At 46.3% G+C, this 19674-nt stretch carries 20 protein-coding genes; 12 read left to right on the plus strand and 8 right to left on the minus strand.

Going from position 1 to position 19674, the window contains the following annotated elements; all coding sequences use genetic code 11:
- Positions 1-68: 68 nt before the first annotated feature.
- From NST33_RS05895 to NST33_RS05925, 7 genes are all read left to right on the plus strand, one after another.
- Positions 69-1412: a sugar ABC transporter substrate-binding protein gene (locus NST33_RS05895; protein ID WP_221819057.1), complete on the plus strand. Its 1344-nt coding sequence runs from the start codon at positions 69-71 to the stop codon at positions 1410-1412.
- A gap of 157 nt (positions 1413-1569) precedes the next feature.
- Positions 1570-2460: a sugar ABC transporter permease gene (locus tag NST33_RS05900; RefSeq protein ID WP_124117107.1), complete on the plus strand. Its 891-nt coding sequence runs from the start codon at positions 1570-1572 to the stop codon at positions 2458-2460.
- Positions 2461-2486: 26 nt separating this feature from the next.
- Positions 2487-3329, plus strand: a complete 843-nt coding sequence (locus NST33_RS05905) for a carbohydrate ABC transporter permease (protein ID WP_221819058.1) — start codon at positions 2487-2489, stop codon at positions 3327-3329.
- Between the two features lie 56 nt (positions 3330-3385).
- On the plus strand, positions 3386-4807 hold the full coding sequence (locus NST33_RS05910) for an arabinan endo-1,5-alpha-L-arabinosidase (RefSeq protein ID WP_221819319.1): 1422 nt from the start codon (positions 3386-3388) through the stop codon (positions 4805-4807).
- Between the two features lie 542 nt (positions 4808-5349).
- On the plus strand, positions 5350-6330 hold the full coding sequence (locus tag NST33_RS05915; protein WP_221819059.1) for a family 43 glycosylhydrolase: 981 nt from the start codon (positions 5350-5352) through the stop codon (positions 6328-6330).
- Between the two features lie 192 nt (positions 6331-6522).
- Positions 6523-7368, plus strand: a complete 846-nt coding sequence (locus NST33_RS05920) for an EcsC family protein (protein WP_221819060.1) — start codon at positions 6523-6525, stop codon at positions 7366-7368.
- A 58-nt stretch (positions 7369-7426) separates the two neighbouring features.
- Entirely contained in the window at positions 7427-7915 is a 489-nt protein-coding gene (locus tag NST33_RS05925) for a prolyl-tRNA synthetase associated domain-containing protein (protein ID WP_221819061.1), read from the plus strand.
- A gap of 126 nt (positions 7916-8041) precedes the next feature.
- Here the strand turns inward: NST33_RS05925 and NST33_RS05930 are convergent, their stop codons facing one another.
- Positions 8042-9316 (minus strand): MFS transporter, encoded by a 1275-nt coding sequence (locus NST33_RS05930; RefSeq protein WP_076319042.1) that lies wholly within the window; start codon positions 9314-9316, stop codon positions 8042-8044.
- A 245-nt stretch (positions 9317-9561) separates the two neighbouring features.
- On the opposite strand from NST33_RS05930, the gene NST33_RS05935 reads away from it, so the two are divergent.
- Positions 9562-9774, plus strand: a complete 213-nt coding sequence (locus NST33_RS05935; protein WP_221819062.1) for a hypothetical protein — start codon at positions 9562-9564, stop codon at positions 9772-9774.
- Positions 9775-9927: 153 nt separating this feature from the next.
- Here the strand turns inward: NST33_RS05935 and queF are convergent, their stop codons facing one another.
- From queF to NST33_RS05965, 6 genes are all read right to left on the minus strand, one after another.
- Complete coding sequence (gene queF, locus NST33_RS05940) at positions 9928-10419, minus strand: preQ(1) synthase (protein ID WP_076319044.1); 492 nt, start codon at positions 10417-10419, stop codon at positions 9928-9930.
- A 149-nt stretch (positions 10420-10568) separates the two neighbouring features.
- Positions 10569-11279, minus strand: coding sequence for a 7-carboxy-7-deazaguanine synthase QueE (gene queE, locus NST33_RS05945; RefSeq protein ID WP_260632612.1), 711 nt, complete (start codon positions 11277-11279; stop codon positions 10569-10571).
- Positions 11280-11343: 64 nt separating this feature from the next.
- Entirely contained in the window at positions 11344-11835 is a 492-nt protein-coding gene (queD, locus tag NST33_RS05950) for a 6-carboxytetrahydropterin synthase QueD (RefSeq protein ID WP_100530025.1), read from the minus strand.
- On the minus strand, positions 11832-12512 hold the full coding sequence (gene queC, locus NST33_RS05955) for a 7-cyano-7-deazaguanine synthase QueC (RefSeq protein WP_221819320.1): 681 nt from the start codon (positions 12510-12512) through the stop codon (positions 11832-11834). Before queC ends, queD begins: the two co-directional genes overlap by 4 nt.
- Positions 12513-12885: 373 nt before the next feature.
- Entirely contained in the window at positions 12886-13590 is a 705-nt protein-coding gene (locus tag NST33_RS05960; protein ID WP_076209556.1) for an AIM24 family protein, read from the minus strand.
- An 18-nt stretch (positions 13591-13608) separates the two neighbouring features.
- Positions 13609-14064, minus strand: a complete 456-nt coding sequence (locus NST33_RS05965) for a hypothetical protein (RefSeq protein ID WP_036611459.1) — start codon at positions 14062-14064, stop codon at positions 13609-13611.
- 330 nt (positions 14065-14394) lie between these two features.
- On the opposite strand from NST33_RS05965, the gene NST33_RS05970 reads away from it, so the two are divergent.
- The 3 genes from NST33_RS05970 (at position 14395) to NST33_RS05980 (ending at position 16596) form a co-directional block, all read left to right on the plus strand.
- The gene (locus tag NST33_RS05970; protein ID WP_221819065.1) at positions 14395-14562 is read left to right on the plus strand and encodes a hypothetical protein; all 168 of its coding nucleotides are present in this window, start codon (positions 14395-14397) and stop codon (positions 14560-14562) included.
- A 207-nt stretch (positions 14563-14769) separates the two neighbouring features.
- Entirely contained in the window at positions 14770-15474 is a 705-nt protein-coding gene (locus NST33_RS05975) for a hypothetical protein (RefSeq protein ID WP_221819066.1), read from the plus strand.
- Positions 15475-15624: 150 nt separating this feature from the next.
- Positions 15625-16596 (plus strand): WYL domain-containing protein, encoded by a 972-nt coding sequence (locus tag NST33_RS05980; protein ID WP_076209866.1) that lies wholly within the window; start codon positions 15625-15627, stop codon positions 16594-16596.
- 57 nt (positions 16597-16653) lie between these two features.
- On the opposite strand, the gene NST33_RS05985 is transcribed toward NST33_RS05980, so the two are convergent.
- Positions 16654-17325 (minus strand): 3'-5' exonuclease, encoded by a 672-nt coding sequence (locus tag NST33_RS05985; protein WP_221819067.1) that lies wholly within the window; start codon positions 17323-17325, stop codon positions 16654-16656.
- A 378-nt stretch (positions 17326-17703) separates the two neighbouring features.
- Here NST33_RS05985 and NST33_RS05990 point away from each other — a divergent pair, with 378 nt between their 5' ends.
- On the plus strand, positions 17704-19650 hold the full coding sequence (locus tag NST33_RS05990) for an FAD-dependent oxidoreductase (RefSeq protein ID WP_260632574.1): 1947 nt from the start codon (positions 17704-17706) through the stop codon (positions 19648-19650).
- Positions 19651-19674: the final 24 nt, after the last annotated feature.

Raw genomic sequence — 19674 nt, forward strand, 5'->3', positions numbered from 1 at the left:
AATTAACAACAGAAATCTTATTTCATCCAATTGAATACGGTTACAAATCCAGATCAGGAGGGGTTCAGATGGTAAAGAAAAAGAATTGGGTCACATTTATGCTTCTTATGCTGGTAAGTGCACTGGTACTTGCGGGCTGCGGAGGAGGGAGCAACGGTGCAAGTGGGGACAAGGAGTTAACGTTTATGTTCCGCGGGGGCACAGATGAGCAGAAAGCATACCAGGCGGTAGTCAAGAAATTCGAAGAAGATCATCCGGGTGTGAAAGTCAAAATTATTGTAACGGCTGCAGATCAATATGCGACCAAGCTGAGAGCGGCAATTACAGGCAACAGCTTGCCTGACGTATTTTATTTTAACCCAGGCGATATTAAGGCCTATGTGAACAGCAATGTTCTCATGAATCTTACACCTTACATTGAAAATAATGCGGATGTTGATTTGAATAACATCTGGAAATATGGAGTGGATCTATACCGTTATGATGGCAAGATGGCAGGACAGGGTGATCTTTACGGCATGCCGAAGGACCTCGGGCCATTTGCACTAGGCTACAACAAGACTTTGTTTGAAAAAGAAGGCATTCCACTCCCTGACAAGGATAAACCATATACATGGGAAGAGTTCATTAAGGTGAATCAGCAAGCGACTAAGGATACCAACGGGGACGGTAAACCGGATGTATTCGGTACAGGTTTTAACGTACAGTGGGCACTGCAATCCTTTGTATGGAGCAATGGCGGGGACTGGCTGGATGACAGCAAAACGAAGGTAACCATTGATGATCCGAAATTCGCAGAAGCTCTGCAGTTCTTCGCGGATATGCAGAACGTATACAACATTACACCTTCCATTGAGGAAGCGCAAACATTGGATACGTACCAACGCTGGATGAAAGGCGAAATGGCCTTCTTCCCTGTAGGTCCTTGGGATATGAGTACATTCGAGAAATTGCCTTTTGAGTATGATTTGTTACCTTTCCCTGCGGGATCGACTGGCAAGTCGGCTACGTGGATTGGTTCCCTGGGAATCGGGGTATCTGCTAAATCGAAACATCCGGAAGAAGCGGCAGCATTGGTGAACTACCTAACTGCTTCGAAAGAAAGTATGCAGCAACTGGTAGATGCCAAGGTACAGATTCCGAATCTGCTTGATATGGCAGACGAGTGGGCCAAAGATACATCCACGAAACCATCCAACAAGCAGGAATTCATTGATATCGTAGAGGATTACGGACGTTCTTTGCCAGGTAACTACACGTACAATGCGGAATGGTATGACCTCTTCTTCACAGACATCCAGCCGGTTTTGGATGGCAAGATTACAGCCGCAGATTATGTGAAGCAACAACAGCCCAAAATGCAGAAGCTGCTCGACAAAGCGGTTGAACAGGAACAGAAATCTCAGAAATAGTAGATAGGAAAGGGTGATGCCGGCAGCCTGCAATCATGCTGCTGGCATCATTCGTATTGGGTATTATTGGATTCCATACGGGCATGTGGCATTCGTTGATCGGCAAGGTTCAATCGAAGAATGCCACATGCTGATACTAGAAACAGGGGTGAACGCCGTGATTACGAAATCGAGTTTGTATCGCAAAGAGATGCTGTACGGATATCTGTTTATCTTACCTCCGATTCTTGGGTTGCTGATCTTTGTCATGTTCCCATTCCTCTACTCCCTCTATGGTTCCTTTACCGACTGGGATGGACTGGGACAGATGAACTTTATCGGATTGGCCAACTTCAAGGACTTGCTAACGGATGACTTATTTTACAAAGCGATGTTTAATACATTCTTCCTGATGCTCGGGATCCCGATTGGCCTTTTGCTGGCCTTGTTGCTGGCTATGGGTTTGAATCGTAAAATTCCCGGGACTACGACCTTCCGTGTCATTTATTATATTCCGGTCATCTCCTCCCTGGCTGCGGTGTCCATCATGTGGAACTGGGCGTATAACGGGGATTACGGTCTGGTGAACCAGTTCCTCGGCCTGTTTGGCATTGAGGGTCCCAACTGGCTCGCGAACAAAGACACAGTCAAACCAGCACTGATTATTATGACGGTATGGAAAGGTTTGGGGTACACCATGTTATTGTACCTGGCAGCGCTGCAAAGTGTATCACGTACATATTATGAGGCGGCTGAACTGGATGGAGCCAATGGGTTCCAGATTTTCCGCAATATCACCTGGCCGATGGTGAAGCCTGTTACCTTTTTCCTCGTCGTTACGAATATCATTGGCGGTTCCCAGATCTTTACCGAGATGAACATTATGACGCCTACAGGTGGTCCTGAATATTCATCCGCTTCGATTGTCTTCTACATTTGGCAGAAAGCCTTCAGTAACCTTCAGATGGGTTATGCGTCAGCCATGGCTATGATTCTTGGTATTTTCATTTTTGTCATTACCTTGGTGCAATTCAAAATGAACGAAAAATCAGCCTATGATGGGGATTAATTGTCAAGGGAAGGAGTGAATCGGAGATGTCTTACAGTCAAAAAAGGAATTTAACGAACACGATCATTTTTATCGTACTCGCGATCGGTGCTATTGCGATGGTTGCACCACTGATCTGGATGCTATCCACTTCATTGAAGGAGAAGCAGGATGTATTCGCGCTTCCACCAGTGTGGATACCTGAAGTATTTCAATTTGGAAAGTATAAGGAAATCTGGGAAGCAGGCCCGTTGCTAAGCGGGATCAAAAACAGCCTCATTATCGCGGTAAGTGTAACGATCGTCGGTACGTTTACATCCAGTATCGCTGCGTTTGCTTTTGCCAAATTGAGATTTCCACATAAAAACAAACTGTTTCTTGCTTTGCTTGCTTCCATGATGATTCCATATCCAACAGTCATGATTCCACAATTCATGATGTTCTCTAAGCTTGGCTGGACTGATACATTATTGCCGCTTATTGTACCGGGGTTGTTCGGTAATGTGATTATGATCTTCTTCCTCCGGCAATATCTGCTTAGTGTGCCAGATGCCATTATTGAAGCTGCCAAAATTGATGGAAGTTCCTATTTCCGGCTCTATTCCAGTATCACATTCCCATTGATTAAACCTGCCGTTGCTGCACAGTTAATTCTCTGGTTCATGGGGATCTGGAACGATTATCTCGCACCGATTATCTATCTGAATTCACCGGAGAAGCAGACGCTGCAGCTGGTTATAGCGAACTTCAATGCCACGTATGCAATCCAGACGGATTATCCACTTATTATGGCAGCGTCGATTGTGGCTCTGTTACCGGTTTTAATCATCTTCTTGATCTTCCAGAAACAGATTATTGAATCGGTTGCCATTTCGGGAGTGAAGGGATGAATCAGCGGAAGAGATTCCGAGGGTGGACATTTTCGAAGAGAGGGGTTGTTGCTTCCATGTTGCTGTTGTTGATTACTGGGGCTACGGGTTGTGATGGAGAAGGGGCAGAAGAAACGGTGTCCCGGCCGGTCTTTCCTGAAGCTCCCCAAGATACTCAGCTGTATGACACTTCCATACTGGATGATGAATCCCGTTGGACGGTCAACAATGCGCATGATCCGGCCATTATCAAAACCGATCAGGGATACTACGTCTATTCCACAGACGTTCGTGTAGCAGGAGAAGCGAAACCCGGCGTTATGGTACGCAAATCGGATGATCTGATCCACTGGAAGTGGGTAGGTCAAGCTCTGCCCGGGATTCCGCAAGAAGCGCTGGACTGGACAGGTGCGGTCAATCTGTGGGCACCGGATGTAATTCAGGCTGGTGATACCTATCGGATGTATTATTCGGCTTCTTCTTTTGGCAGCACCCAGTCGGCTATTGGTCTTCAGACATCCTCATCTCCTGAAGGTCCTTGGACAGATGAAGGACTGGTTGTGAAAACCTCTGCGAATGAACAGGACAAATTAAATGCCATTGATGCCAATCCTATTGTGGATGCTGAGGGCAATTCGTGGATGGTATATGGTTCATTCTTTGACGGCATCTACATTGCGCCACTTGATCCCGACACCGGGAAATTCAAGGACGAGGGTTATGGTACTCGCATTGCTGCTCGGGATCGTGCTACCGAAGAAGGTGCAGTCGAAGGTCCATACATTGTGTATAACCAGGAGTTCAAAAAGTATTATCTGTTCGTCTCCTATGATTCTTTATTCGAGGACTATAACGTGCGGGTTGCGCGTGCTGATTCAATCACAGGACCGTACACGGACATAAACGGCAATAACATGCTGGATACAGAGTATCTGCCGCAATATGAGATCGGCACCAAAATTCTCGGCGGTTATCGCTTCACAGAAGGCGAGGGCTGGGTTGCGCCCGGACATAACTCCGTTCTGAAGGACAGAGACGATTATTACATCGTGCATCATGCACGGGGTGAGACGGATAAAAACTGGCCCTATCTGCATGTACGCAAAATGTTATGGACCAAGGACGGCTGGCCTGTCGTTTCACCGGAGCGTTACGCCGGTGAGACTGTACAGGACATTCCGAAGTCCATGATTGCCGGGGAGTGGGAAGGCATGGCACTTGATCCGTCCGTGGACGGGCAGATTCAAGCCGTGCCTTATACCCTAACAAGCAACGGTAAGATTAAAAGCGAAAAGGGTTCAGGAACCTGGACATTTGATGGTAAACAAACACTGACGTTGAAGTGGAAAGAAAGCCCATGGGGCGGAGCTTCCACGGAAGAGTTGCGACTGCTCCCGTCCTGGGACTGGGAGCGAAGCCAGCCCGCGCTGGTGGTGACTGGCATCAATGACCACGGCATCGCGGTCTGGGGCAAGCAGATCAGCGCAGCGGAAGAGTAAGGGGCGAGCTGCCGCTCCAAGGGTGCAAAAGCAGTGAGGGGGAGGAAGGAGCCGCAGGAGCGAGTTTGGCATCCGATTTCAACCGCCAGGAGCGGTGGGAAAAAGAAATCGGAGGACAAGAGAGCACCAAGGCCCTACCACCCCCGAGCGTCCGCTGTGCATGACAAAGCTGGCCAATAGCTCTGCGGCCAGTCCAGCATTACATGGTGAGAGTTGACCCTGCGAAGCGGTCAACCCCATAAGACCGAGCCAACAAAAAAAGGCTCGAAGTGAGGTTGTAACCCAGCGAGCGCGGTAAGAGCGAGCTGCTGCGCCAAGGTGCACAAGCAGTGAGGGGGAGGAAGGAGCCGCAGGAGCGAGTTTGACATCCGATTTCAACCGCCACGAGCGGTGATAAAAGAAATCGGAGGACAAGAGAGCACCAAGGCCCTACCACCCCCAAGCGTCCGCTGTGCACCACCCAAAAAGGTTTTCGCTTTTTTCGTAATTGGGTTACATTCCCCAACTTCGAGCCAAACAACATTTGAAAGGGGAGCATTCCCATGACTGATTCCATTACCTTTACTAATCCCATCCTGGAGCAGCGCGCTGATCCGTGGGTTTACCGCCATACAGACGGTTACTATTATTTCTCCGCTTCCGTACCAGCCTTTGACCGGATTGAGATCCGGCGAGCAGAGACATTGGAAGAGTTAAGAAATGCTGAGCCGGTAACGGCTTGGACCAAGCGTGACACGGGGCCAATGAGTGCCAACATCTGGGCACCGGAGATTCATTTTATCGATGGAAAATGGTACATACACTATGCTGCGGCTCACACCAGTGAGACCAACGAAGGTCTGTTCGATCATCGGATGTATGTTCTGGAGAACGATTCCGCGAATCCACTCGAAGGAGAGTGGGTAGAAAAGGGACAGATACACACACGGTGGGAATCATTTGCGCTGGATGCAACAACCTTTGAACATAAGGGTATCCGCTATCTGGTCTGGGCACAGAAAGATCCTGATATTGTGGGCAACTCGAACCTGTACATTGCCGAAATGGAAAACCCGTGGACGCTACGCGGCGAACAGGTCATGATCTCTACGCCAGAGTATGATTGGGAGATCATCGGCTTTAAGGTCAATGAAGGAGCAGCCGTGATGCATCGGAATGGACGGTTGTTTATCGGCTACTCGGCAAGCGCGACCGATTACAATTATTGTATGGGTCTGCTCACCGCAGATGAAAATGCCGACTTGCTTGATCCGGCCAGCTGGGTGAAATCACCCGAGCCGGTATTCCAGACTTGTGAAGCGAACGGCCAATACGGCCCGGGTCATAATAGCTTTACGGTGTCACCGGATGGCAAGACCGATATTCTGATTTATCATGCGCGTAATTACAAAGACATCGAGGGTGATCCCTTGTATGATCCAAACCGTCACGCCCGTGCTCAAGTGATTCATTGGCGTGAAGATGGCACACCTGATTTCGGTGTTCCGGTTCCGGATGGAAAAGCAGTAGCAGAAGCAAAATAAGAGGTAGTGAAACCTTTCATACGAGAGTCCTTAGTTAGCGAGTGATGCTGATTAAGGGCTCTTCCGTATGTGATAAGATAGAGCGGTCTGAACATATGTGTCCTGGACATAAAAACAAAGCAACCACAACGATGATTTCTGCGTATGAGAAAGATACAGATTACGATGCAGAACCTATTAGGAGGATCACATATGGATTCACGCGAGACATTGGACAAGGAACTTGAACAGATTTTGAAATGGGAGAAACAACAGAAAGACTTGTTTATTTGGGATAAAATCGGGCGTTTGCCCTTTGCGATGTTGGATAAAGTGATGCCTAAAGCGTTAAAACAAAAGATCGGAGATTCCCTGAACGACGTGGGTCAGTATGTGCAGAATGGAGGCAAGTTCCTCGTACAGAAGAAAAAAGTAGCCAAGCTGCTGCAAGAGGAAGCCGAGAGGTCCGGTTATTCCATGATGGATACGACCTATCGTCTGGAGCAGGATGCTGAAGCCGAGGGGACAGCCAAGATTCATAGTGTAGAGAATCTGCCACTTCAGGTGCTGGACCAGGTGGCCGATAACATTACTGACAGTCGAACGAAGTTTGCCGCGGCACAGGGAGCAGCTACAGGGTTTGGTGGCATTGTAACCATTGCAGCAGATATTCCGATGGTGATGGGGCTTTCCTTGAAGGTAATGCAAGAGATGGCTCTGTGTTACGGTTATGATCCCGATGAACCGCTGGAGCGCATCTTTATTGTCAAATGTCTGCAATTCTCTTCCGCAGATATTGTAGGCAAGAAAGCGATCATTGAAGAACTCGCAGCTTACGACGATCCGGACAAGCCCATTGAGGTGGTATCGCAGATGCAGGGCTGGCGGGAAGTGTTTAACTCCTACAGTGAATCTTTCGGCTGGAAGAAGCTTTTCCAACTCGTGCCGATTGCCGGTATGGTGTTTGGTTCGGTGAGCAACAAAAATACAATCCGAGATGTAGCCGAAGCAGGAAAAATGTTGTACAAAAAACGGCTGATCCTTCAGCGTTTGAAGTAATATTACAGAAGAAGTAATACTAGAGAAGAATATTTATATTGAAAGAGTTGAATTTGATATGTTAAACAAACAGGGTTTCTATGATCTTTTGGATCGCAATAATATCGTTTACGAAAGTATTGAACATCCCGCAGTATACACGATGGAGGAAATATTCTCTTATCAGATTCCACATACAGAACGTATTGTTAAGAATCTGTTTCTGCGTGATGACAAGAAGCGCAACTATTATCTGGTGACGATTGCTGGGACGAAGTCCGTTGATTTGAGAAGTTTAAGCGAAAAGATACCTAGCCGCAAATTAAGTTTTGCCAGTGAAAAGGATTTGTTGGAATTCCTCGGATTGGAAAAGGGCCATGTAAATCCAATGGGGGTTCTCAATAATATTCAGAAAAACGTGACCGTAGTTTTTGACAAGGATCTAGTTGGTCAGAAAATTGGAATTCATCCCATGGAAAATACGGCGACGGTATTCCTTGAATTAGAAGATGTGAAGGAACTGATTACAGCTCATGGCAGCAGCATTGTCATGTGTGACGTTGAATAATACGTTTGAAGCTAAATACGAGAAAAACCAATATAACAAAAAGGTTCCTGCCGTTCTGTATATTACAGAGATGGCGGGAACCTTTTTCTTGCGATTCAAACATTTTATTTAGACTGCAGATGTAGGTTACTCTTCACTACCATTTTCTTTCGCCCAGATATTCAGTAATTTATCGGATGGAAGCAGGAACGTGAAGATCCCGAGCAGGGGCAGGAAGCTGCACATCTGCATTACCGGTGATACACCGAAAACGTCAATCCAGTTACCCAGCACGAGTGCGCCCAGGCCGCCCATACCAAATGCCAGACCAGTAATTAGACCGGAAACCGTTCCGATTTTGCCCGGAATCAGCATTTGTGCATATACAACCGTAACCGAGAAGCTGGATAACATGATAAAACCAATAATGGTTAGCAGTACGCCTGTCCAGAACAGATTCGCATAAGGTAACAACAGAGCCAGTGGAGCAGCTCCGGCCATGGACAGGAAGATCAGATTACGTTTGCCGAATCGATCCGCCAGTGGGCCTCCGAAGAACGTACCAAGCGCCCCGGCAGCCAGGAACAGGAAGATATAGATCTGCGCGTCCTCTGTGGACAATCCAAAGGTATCTTTCAGATTAAACGCATAGAAGCTGCCGATGGAAGCGATATACCAGGAACGAACAAAGACGAGCAAAATTAATAGCGTAATGGCGGCAGTAATCTTTTTGCGTAAAGCAGGATTGGGTGCACGACGAGCAGCAGCCTGTCTACGCAGGTATCCTCCCGATTGCAGCATGCGTCCATACCAACGGGCGATGTAGATCTGAACTGCAATCCCCATGGCAGCAATGCCTGTAAATCCAATGGCACCGAACAGTCCAAACGGGATAAAGATCCAACGTGTAAGCAATGGGGCAAGGGATTGCCCAGCGTTACCACCGACTTGGAAGATGGACTGTGCCAGTCCACGGCGTTGCCCGGCAGCCATGTGTGATACACGCGAACCTTCCGGATGGAAAGCAGCGGAACCCAGACCGACAAAGATAACGGAAATCAGGACAGCCATATAACTGTCAGCGAAGGCCAACAGCAACATGCCGGTAAATGTAAAACCCATGCCAATGGGCAGGATAGATGGTGTCGGTTTTTTATCAGCAAACCAGCCTACGACAGGCTGCATAATGGAAGCGGTAAAGTTGATAGCAAATGAGATCCATCCGATTTGAGTATACGTGAGATGCATAGAGTCTTTCAGAATCGGAAAAATGGCGGGAATGACCGACTGGATTGAATCATTGAACAGATGAACCAGACTGATCGCAATGAGTATCCGGTATACGGTGCTTTGGGCATCCAATCCGGGTGGGTTTTTCGAACGTGCTGTGGCGTCCTTGGTTAATGAGGTTTGTGTAGACATGTACAATTCTCCTTTGGTCGCGGTCACGAGGGATCAGCGCCTGATGTTGTAATATATGCGTGTAAGCATATTGTTACATAATAGGATAGATTGATTGGACCGACAAGGGGAACAAGAGAAAACGTTGACGAATTCAATAGATGTTTTTTTTATAGCCATTACATTTACAAAAGAAACGTATTACTTTAGCATCTACTGTAAGAAGATCCATATTTATGTGTAAGAAGCATAGAGGAGGGATGGATATGAAATCCTTATCACCTTATGAATCCGCCAAACGTGAGTTGGTGATGACTATTTTGTATATGGCTGTAATAACGTTTCTGGCTGTCTATGTTGCACCGAAATCTCTATCTGCTTCCATCGTCATATTTATCATTTTTCAATCAATTGGTGTGCTGATGTTGAGACATTACGTCAAAAAAGTCAAAGCACTAAAGGAAGATCAATCTACTTGAATGCGCTGCGATCTCATTCCGTTGAGACACTTAAGTTTCATACAGGTGTATGCTAACCAAAGAAAAAGCCGAACTTCTTCAGTTTTGAAGAGTTCGGCTTTTCTGTGTCCTATAATTTATTTAAGTTATAGCAGAGTTGATTTACCCGCCAGTTTAACGATTATCAATCGTCTCCGGATACATATCATGATTCATCATGCGGTGGTCAGCCATCTGCTCGTACTTTGTTCCCGGCTTACCGTAGTTCGTATACGGGTCAATGGAAATACCGCCGCGCGGTGTGAATTTGCCCCATACTTCGATGTAACGCGGGTCCATCAGCTTGATCAGGTCGTTCATGATGATGTTCACACAGTCCTCGTGGAAATCACCATGGTTACGAAAGCTGAACAGGTACAGCTTGAGTGATTTACTCTCGACCATTTTCACATCGGGAATGTAGCTGATATAGATCGTTGCAAAATCCGGCTGACCCGTAATCGGGCACAGGCTGGTGAACTCCGGGCAGTTGAATTTTACAAAATAATCGCGGTACGGATGTTTGTTATCAAAGCTCTCCAGGATGCCCGGATCATATTCAAACGTATATTTTACGTTCTGGTTACCCAGCAACGTCACATCTTGCATCTCATCAGGTTGTCTCATCGGTTATTAAACGCTCCTTGTTTCCGTCAAAGCCCGAAGCCTCGCGGTATATATGAATAGGCATTTTTGCCTGTTGAATTCTCTTTTTTGTCTGAGGACATTTCGTCCTCATCCTTACATCATGCCGCCCATTCCACCCATACTGCCCATCACACGCCGCGTTTGTTGCCCCATACCAGCGTATGAAGCTGTGGAAGCACACGAACATCATTCAGGTCATCGGAGGCGCTGACTTGGTCGATCAGCCACTCATAACGAGCAAGCAGTGAGGACGCCAGATCTGGCGTTTCAGCGGAAGTCACATCCGGGTTCCCGGTTTGTAAAAATAAATCCGTGCCCGGATACCGTGCATGTACACGGCGGGCATAGTCCAAGTCTGTCTCATCGAAGATCACGATCTTCAGACTGTGACTTCGTTCTACCGGACCAGCTGCCAGCCGTCCGATCAGATCATCCAGCACGGCCCAATCGGTGTCCATGCCGGAGCTGGGTGGCTTGGGCGAGACGGTGACTTCGTCAATGTCCGCCAGCCAAGGCTGCCAGCGAGAGCCCTGTGTCTCCACCGCGGTGCGGATGCCGTTCTCCCGCAGCAGGGCAACCAATCCGCCCAGCGAAGCGAGCAGGGCGGGATTACCGCCGGAGATGGTGACATGGGAGAAACGGGTGCCGCCAACGCGGCGCAATTCTTCCCATACGTCCTCTGGCGTAATCATTCGAATCTGGTCCTTGCCACTGCCGTCCCAGGTAAAGGCTGAGTCGCACCAGGAGCAGCGATAATCGCAGCCCGCGGTGCGAACAAACATCGTTTTTTGCCCGATGACCATGCCTTCGCCTTGAACCGTCGGTCCAAAAATCTCCATCACGGGAATACGAGCCTCTTTGCGAGATCCCGTCTCATTCACCGTATGCTTCTGGTGTGTCACACTACTCATGGATCATCCACTCCCGTCTCGCTTCCGCGTAACTGGTGGGTGTCTCGAAAAGTCGGACAAACTCCGTCCGCCCACCATCGGTCAGCCCGGCGTATGGTTCCGTCTGGAGCGCATGTTCCATTTGTTCGAACAGCCAAACGACCATATTTTCAGCCGTGGTATTCATTAAAGGAAGTGTCTCGTTGAGGTACTGATGATCCAGATATCCCTCAATCTGAGTTTTCCATATATCTTTGATATGTCCAAAATCAACCGTCAGCCCGGTTTCACCCGGATAACCGCTGATACCAAAAATAACTTTATACGTATGACCGTGCAGGTTCTTGCACTTGCCTTCATAACAATGCAGATGATGTGCTGCGTCAAAGGTGAATTCTTTGCTTACAAGCACACGTTTGCGGTGATAGCGCAGCTGGGTGGGCAGAATATCTTCTCCGATGCGTTGCAGATGCTCTACAATACGGAATGTTCCCGGCTCTCTCATCGTACATCCACTCCCGCCGATTCAGCAGTAGTACGTTGCTGTACATAGCGATCCAGTCCAGCTTTGCGCAGTTTGCAGGCAGGGCATTCTCCGCAGCCATCGCCGATCACGCCGTTATAACAGGTGAGGGTACGCTCGCGTACATAATCAAAGGCGCCGAGATCATCGGCCATCTTCCACGTTTGGGCTTTGTCCAGCCACATGAGCGGGGTGTGAATGACAAATGGATAGTCCATCGACAGGTTAAGCGTCACATTCATCGACTTTACAAATGAATCCCGGCAATCCGGGTATCCGCTGAAATCCGTCTCGCATACACCTGTAACCAGGTGACGAGCTCCTTTTTGCTTGGCCATAATGGCCGCAAAACTGAGGAATAACAGATTCCGTCCATCTACAAATGTACTCGGCAGTTCGCCTTCTTCATGGGTAATCTCCACATCCGTGCGAGTAAGCGCGTTGGGTGCAAGCTGATTTAACAGCCTCATATCAAGTACCGTTTGCTGTACGCCCAGATCACGAGCGATCTCGGCTGCACATTCAATCTCCAGCTTGTGGCGTTGACCGTAATCAAACGTAACAACCTCGACTTCGGCAAACTGTTGTTTGGCCCAGAACAGACACGTGGTACTATCCTGACCTCCGCTGAATACAACGACTGCTTTTTCTTCGTTCAACATAAAAAAACCTCTCTATCTTCTTGAGATCAAACCATGCACATAGGCATAGAGTGTCGGAAGAACAGAGAAGTTCATGAACTGGCATCCATCAAAAAACACACCTTCTCGATAACCGCTTCAAAAAAGCAGGCAAGAGTAAGTGTCCTTAGTTTTTTACGTACATGATTGCATGGTGACCGCAACGTGTACGCAAGACTTATACTGACCATCGCATGGTCAAGTCTTGTAGAGGGAGTTCGCGAACCTCTCCCATGCCACAGGCATGGATTTTCTTCTTCAATTGTCTGAACCATTATAACATGAAACAGTGTGGTGACCACCCCACTGGAGCATAGTGGCAGCTCATCGGTCGGTTCCATCCTATAACAGCTTACTTGATCAGTACATTACCGAAAGGGATCACTTCTTTCAGAATTCGTTTGAACAGTCCCTCATCGTTAAGATCCTGTTCCAAGCGGTGATTCTCACGTCCAGCCTGAAAGAGCACAGATCCATGTCCTGTCATCTTCCAATGATAATTCATATGCTGACTGGCAAGGTTGTTACCATATACGGTGAGTTCCAGATGTGCATTTTCGGGATAAGCAATAATGCTGCCAGCATCCACATAGAGCGGCGCTGTTGGGTGAAGTTCCTGTTGGCAGACCTGACCTTGAGTGAGCAATCCGATTTTGCCTTTGCCGGAAAATTTCATTTTCACTGCATCACGGGTGATCAGCATATTTTTGATTTTCTGAATTTTGGTATGCATGGTTACACCATCAGAGTAGAAGAACAGGTGGCGGAAGTCATAGAGCAGATCACTGTCCTCCGTGAGCTCCACTTCCTTCATGGTGAATCCGGGAGGCAGGGCAGCCACAAATTGGCAAGGTCCGGTGATTTCGGATTTAATCAGCTTTTTTTTGCGATATATGCCCGTGATATTCATGAATTTATCATTGCGATTCCCACTTGGACCGCGAAAGGCCACAATCTGCTGCGGATGCAAAATATGAAGGCGGTCATCTTTAATCAGTGAAAATGTGACGACTTGTCCTGCTCCGCCTGCTTCAGCATTGTTCAGGTGTATGTTCATGCAGTTGCTCCTGTTCTTTTATACTCGGCCTGAACGGCGACGCATTCCCCAGCGCATCACACGAATCAGAACAAAGTAACCCAATATGAGAGAAACGACAGTGATGATCGTCGTCTGAATTCGTTTGGTGGTAGCTGCTTTGGCATTCTGGTCGTCCTGTAATTTACTTACCATTTCAGTGAGTTTCTGGTTCTGAGCCAGCAGTTGTTCGTTCTGGGTCTTAAATGCTTCGACATTGGCCTGGGCTTGTCCCAACTGAGCAGATGTTTGATTTAATTGCTCCATTGTTTGCTTATAACTTTCCTGCAGAGCGTTCACTTCTCCGGGCAGTTCGGAGACTCGCTCCCATCCGCTGTATATATCCGTAAAAATATTGGCGCTGGCTGCACTTACTGTCGAAGCGATCGAAACGGTAAATAGAATGCATGTGGTGAATAACACCCGAATGAAATAACCCTGAATGGATTTTGGCATCGTTAACACCTCTTTCTTCGGTTAGATAGATCAATTGCCGAATTCGTCGTCTATTGTTGAAATACGGCTCTTACATTATACGTCAAAACCGGGACGATGGGTTCAAGATGATATCGTTTTATTACCCGAAATATTTAAAATGATTTAGGAACACGGCTGTTTAACTTACAGTTCTGTGGGGTAATAGAACGATAGGCAAGCACACCGGACCGTTTTACAGATCTTTTACTTCAGTTCCGGGTGCATGCTATTCACAAATGCGCAATTTAATGAATGATGCCAATATATCCGATTGAATATAAGATCGTGAACATGAAGGAGTAGAAAGATATGTACACAACAGATCAGAACACATCAACCAAAACAATTATGATCACTGTTAATGGAGAGCCAGTAGGCCGTAAGCTGGTCATTGACAGTGTCACCTATGCTCCGGTAACCGAAGCAGATAACACACGGTATTTACACAAAATGGGAATCGATCATCCTACTGTTTAATTTGGGACTTGTCATAGATAAGTGATTGAAAAGCTTGGCATAGCGCCAGGCTTTTTCGTCGTTTATTGTCGTATTGAGACGGATTTAGGGATATAAAACTAATATATTGGAAAAATTTAATGAGAACATGTGTTCCGTGACAATATAGTGTCCATTCACCCTGATAACTTAGAAGATAATACATATAAATCGGGGGAGAGACTACCAGTGAACTCAGTCTTTGAAGTATCTTATTCGTGGAATAAAGAGGCCATACCGACAGGGGGAGCCGACCCCGTATATATGATGGTAGAGTGGCGTAACGGTGCCCCTGCCAAAAGACTTAGGAAAATAGCACCCAAAATTGTATCAAGAGATTTGGAACTTTTGCTCAAACCGGAATATGGAGTACAGCTAAAAGGTATCTATGGATGTCGCTCCAAAGAAACGGATATTGGCTGGGTACTGAGGCTTGGCGATATGTACAAGGGGGAAAGCAAGCAAATTTTGCTTGAATTCGTCATGGGACCCCGTGCATCAGGAAAAGCTGCCGTATGTTCAGCCTATTGGAGCACAAGGAAGTTGAAACAAAGTCAACGTGTATTGTTACGAAGAGAACAGTTGTATATTCAGTACACCAGTCATCTGGGCATGTTGCGACAGCCCGAAGATCCCAAGGTGGAGAAAACGATCAAATTAAGTGAAACGGTGCCCTTGATCAAACAAGCCCTGCGCGCTTACGAAAGAGGACGGGTTCAAGAGGGAAACAATATGTTGCGTCGTCATGCAGATGCATTGTTAATTGAAGCTGCACGGAAACAGGATCTGGACTATTACGCGGAAGCCGAGATCGTCGAAAAGCTACGTTATCACTACGAGATCACGTTTACAACCGGATATCATGATCGTGAAAAAAAGATATTAGGGGAATAGGGTTGATTTCAAATGGTAACGGTTAGAGTGAGTCTACATATTTGAAGGTGAAGTTTAGGAGAAGGTCGAATGTATGTATCAATATCATATTAAACAATGGATGGAGTTGTATCAAATTTATTGAAACAACATCGTGGAGGGTCCGGCAAAATGACAGACCGACTAATCCGATTAATGCGCATTATAACGCTGGTACAGGCCAAGCCAGGTATTCTGGCACGTGAGCTTGCCGAGCGATGCGAGACGACGGAAAGGACGATATACCGCGACATGGAGGCCCTCAGTGCAATGCATATCCCGATCGCCAATATGGGACACGGGCAAGGGTACATGTTTATCAGCCAATTTGCCATGTATCCGCTAAATTGGTCTGATGAAGAAGCCCAAGCTTTCATGCATCTTGCTGAAGTTATGGAGAATATTCGTCCTTTGCTGAAACCTGCTTTTGAGAGCGCTTATGAGAAAGTGGTTGCTGCGAGTCAGAAAAACAAAACAGAACGAGTGGAATGGTCGGAGCATATTAGTAGTTTGTTTAAACTGGGGTTGCCTGCATGGCAAAATGAGAGAAATGATCCACAGAATCAATCTCTAATTCCCCTGCTTCAGGCTGGCATTTCACAGAACACCATTGAAGGGGAATATCTGTCTCAAGGTAAAAAAGGGATCGTACGCATAGATCCTTACTGTCTTATCCCTCGCGAGTACAGATTTGAACTGTTAGCATATTGTCACCTGTCGGAGAAACTTCGAATCTTTCAGGTAAGTCGGCTGCAGAGGATACGAATATTGCCACGCACGTTTCGCAAAGAGGATCATCTCATACAATCGCATTTCCGCATTCCTTGGGCATACGAGGGAAGTACGGAGTGGACAGCGTTCAAAATTCGATTTGCACCCCATGCTGTGGAGCGTGTGATGCAGGAGCAATTTTTTATGCGACCGATCCTAACCATTGAACCGGAAGGTAGCCTGTTATTTGAAGCCATATTAAGTGATGTTGACGAATTTCTCGTATGGATATCTAAATATGGACCTGATGCGGAAATCCTCGAACCGGAGATCTGCCGCATCAAGATGAAAGAACGTCTGAATGATTGGCAACAAATGTACAATAAAAGTTGAGATTAGAATGCCATCCATCCTAAGGCAAAACACGATTAAGTACTGTGCTTTGGACAGTTACTCTTTGGTTTTGAAAAGGCTTGCCAGATTGCCAAAAGGTGATTCTTTCTCTTCATCTTCTGTGGAGCTGGAATAGACAACCTTGGATGTAATGCCCTCATCATCGGCTGCACAGTTGTTTTCGAGCGTGAATCGGTCAAATTGATGCATAAATACCTTTGCTGTATTGATGGCATCATCCAAGGCACGGTGCTGGGTACCATCAAATTCGATTCCGCAGATTTCAAGAGCCTGAGCGAGTCCGAGTTGACGGAATTTGCCTTCTTTGCGGACGGTGCGGGACCACTGTTGCTGGAGATCGTTATGATTGGTGATCCAGGCCACATCAAGTTCATGGGTACGACAATGAGAGATCAGTTTGCTGCGGTCATCGGGTCCCCAGGAACACATGTAATAGGGGTCACTTCCCATCCAGGCAATGAATTGGTTCAGTGCTGCCGGGAAAAGAGGGGCTGCATCAATATCTTTCTGCGTGATACCTGTAAATTGAATCGTGTCAGTGGACAGCACGGACTTGTTGGAAGGACGAACATACGTATGGAACGTATCCGTTACGACCAATCCATCGGCACTTTCCGTAACTTTGACAGCACCGATATCAATAATTTCAGAAGAATAGCGAGTATTGCGGCTTACCGTGAATTCAAGATCATATATGATATATGGCATAGGACAAGCTCCTTTATCGATTAATACCTGTGATAGATTTCTATTTCTCTATATTACAGGGAACGTGCTGCCATGTCAGCCATCGCTAGAGAATTCATTATAGTCAGGATGAACGAAGAGTCAAAAAGTGGTCATTATAATGAGGAAAGTTAGGGACTTTCCTATATTTTGTTTGTATTTATGGTAACATAATAGTAGAATTTTCCGTCTTATTATCAAAACTTCCTAACACCGTTAAAGTGTTGGGGAGTTTTTTATTATGTATAGCATGCTCATGCAGGAAAGGAGAAAAGGTTAGTCGGTTGTTGGTATAACATAGGAAAACTAGTTCACGAGTTAGTATTATTGAATTTAAAGTACATATGGAGGTTTGTTTCTTTGATTAGTAGAAAATTGAAAATAACAGCAATTACAGCTAGTGTGTTTATTGTGTTAATTGGCGCTGCATATGGTGCATTCTATATCTGGAACAAAAATTATAAATTTAATAATAATTATGTATGGCAGCCTTTGGAGGACGTGCAATCTACACTAAACCTGAAAGATTCCTATAACGTGATTGTAGCTGGAACGGATCCGGAAGGTATTACTGCTGCCTTATCAGCTGCTCGTAATGGGATGCGTGTATTGCTGGTGGAAGCAAGAGATCGCAACATGTTGGGAGGATTGTTGACCGAGGGAGGCCTTAATACGCTGGATCTAAATTATTCCCCTGAACAACCGCAGTTATTGAGTAGTTTGCGGCAGCCTGACTTTTTGAACAAAGGCATTTTCCAGGAATGGTTTGACCAGATCGAGGGTAGTTCATTTGATACCAATACAGCGGCTAACATGTTCTATCGGATGGTTCGTTCCGAACCTAATATTGACCTGTTGATGAATGCTAAGGAATTAGTTCCCCTTACTGAACAATCTACGGGAGATCACACAACAATAACGGGTATGAGTATAACTAAAGAAGATGGAACAACTGTTCAGATCTCAACCCGCTCCATCATTGATGCAACGCAAGATGCGGATATTGCAGCCGCTGCAGGGGTTCCATATTCCATAGGCAGACAAGATATTGGAGATGGTAAATCCAAAATGGTCTCTACGCTTGTATTCAAGTTAAGCGGTGTTACTGATGAGGTATGGCAAAAATTCAGGGAAAGAGAGGGAACCGGGGTTGATAAGATGAGTGCTTGGGGGTACGGTGATGCTAGAAAATATGAATCCTCCAATCCACAACATATTAAGATTCGCAGTCTGAATATCGGAAGACAAAATGATGATACAATCTTGATTAATACAATGCAGATCTTTGGGGTAGATCCGTTAGATCCGATATCTGTGAAAAAAGGTCTGGAAATCGGGCGTAAAGAAGCCCCACTAATTGTTGATTTTCTGAAGAAAAATTATGATGAATTTGCAGGGTTACAATATGCTGGAACAGCAGACGAGCTTTACGTGAGGGAGTCACGTCATATCTATGGCGAGTACCGATTAACATTAGCTGATGTCATGGAAAATCGTGATCATTGGGATGCCATTGGATACGGTTCATACGATATTGATATTCAGAGCACGAGTGTTGGAAATCCCGGCACGATTATGTTGAGTCCGATTCAATATGGTGTACCCTTTCGCTCGCTTGTACCGCTAAAGGTTGACGGTTTGCTCGTCGTTGGACGTGCAGCAAGTTATGATACCATCCCACACGGTAGTGCAAGAGTTGTCCCACTGGGAATGGCAGAGGGAGAAGCAGCAGGAGCGGCGGTCAAGCTGGCATATATGCATAAGGAGTCCTTCCGCGAACTCTCAACTTCTGAAGAGCGAGCATCTGAACTACGTAAGATGCTGGAGAATCAGGGGATGGATCTGAAAGTACATCGTTTCGAGCAGCCTGATTATATGGAGCATAAGGATTACAGGGGATTATTGGCTGCAGCGAGTATGTATATGACTTCAGGCAATTATAATAACGATGGTTGGGAACTGGATAAAGGAATGAATCCAGAACGATTTTTAAGTAAATTGAAAAGAATGCAAGCGATGTTTCCAGAAGCCTACACAGGCAGTGCCGACCAAGCTCTAGCAAATATGGAGAATGCCTTAACCCTACCTTTAACGTTGGATCAGGCTGCGTATATGTTATGTCTGGCAATGGGATCTTCAGAAACGGAAACTTCACTTGAACAGGCACTTGCTCAATTGCAAACGCAAAACTTTATAAGTGACGACACGCTTGCTGGCATTGCTGACAAGAACAAACTTACCAATGGGGATGCGTTTATGCTCATTCGTGATGTAGTGGAGTATTATTCAGGAGTTGTATTCGACTAATTGGTTGACAATTACTTGTAAATG

Origin of the sequence: Paenibacillus sp. FSL L8-0435 (genome assembly GCF_037965655.1) — a bacterium.
Classification (GTDB): Bacteria; Bacillota; Bacilli; order Paenibacillales; family Paenibacillaceae; genus Paenibacillus.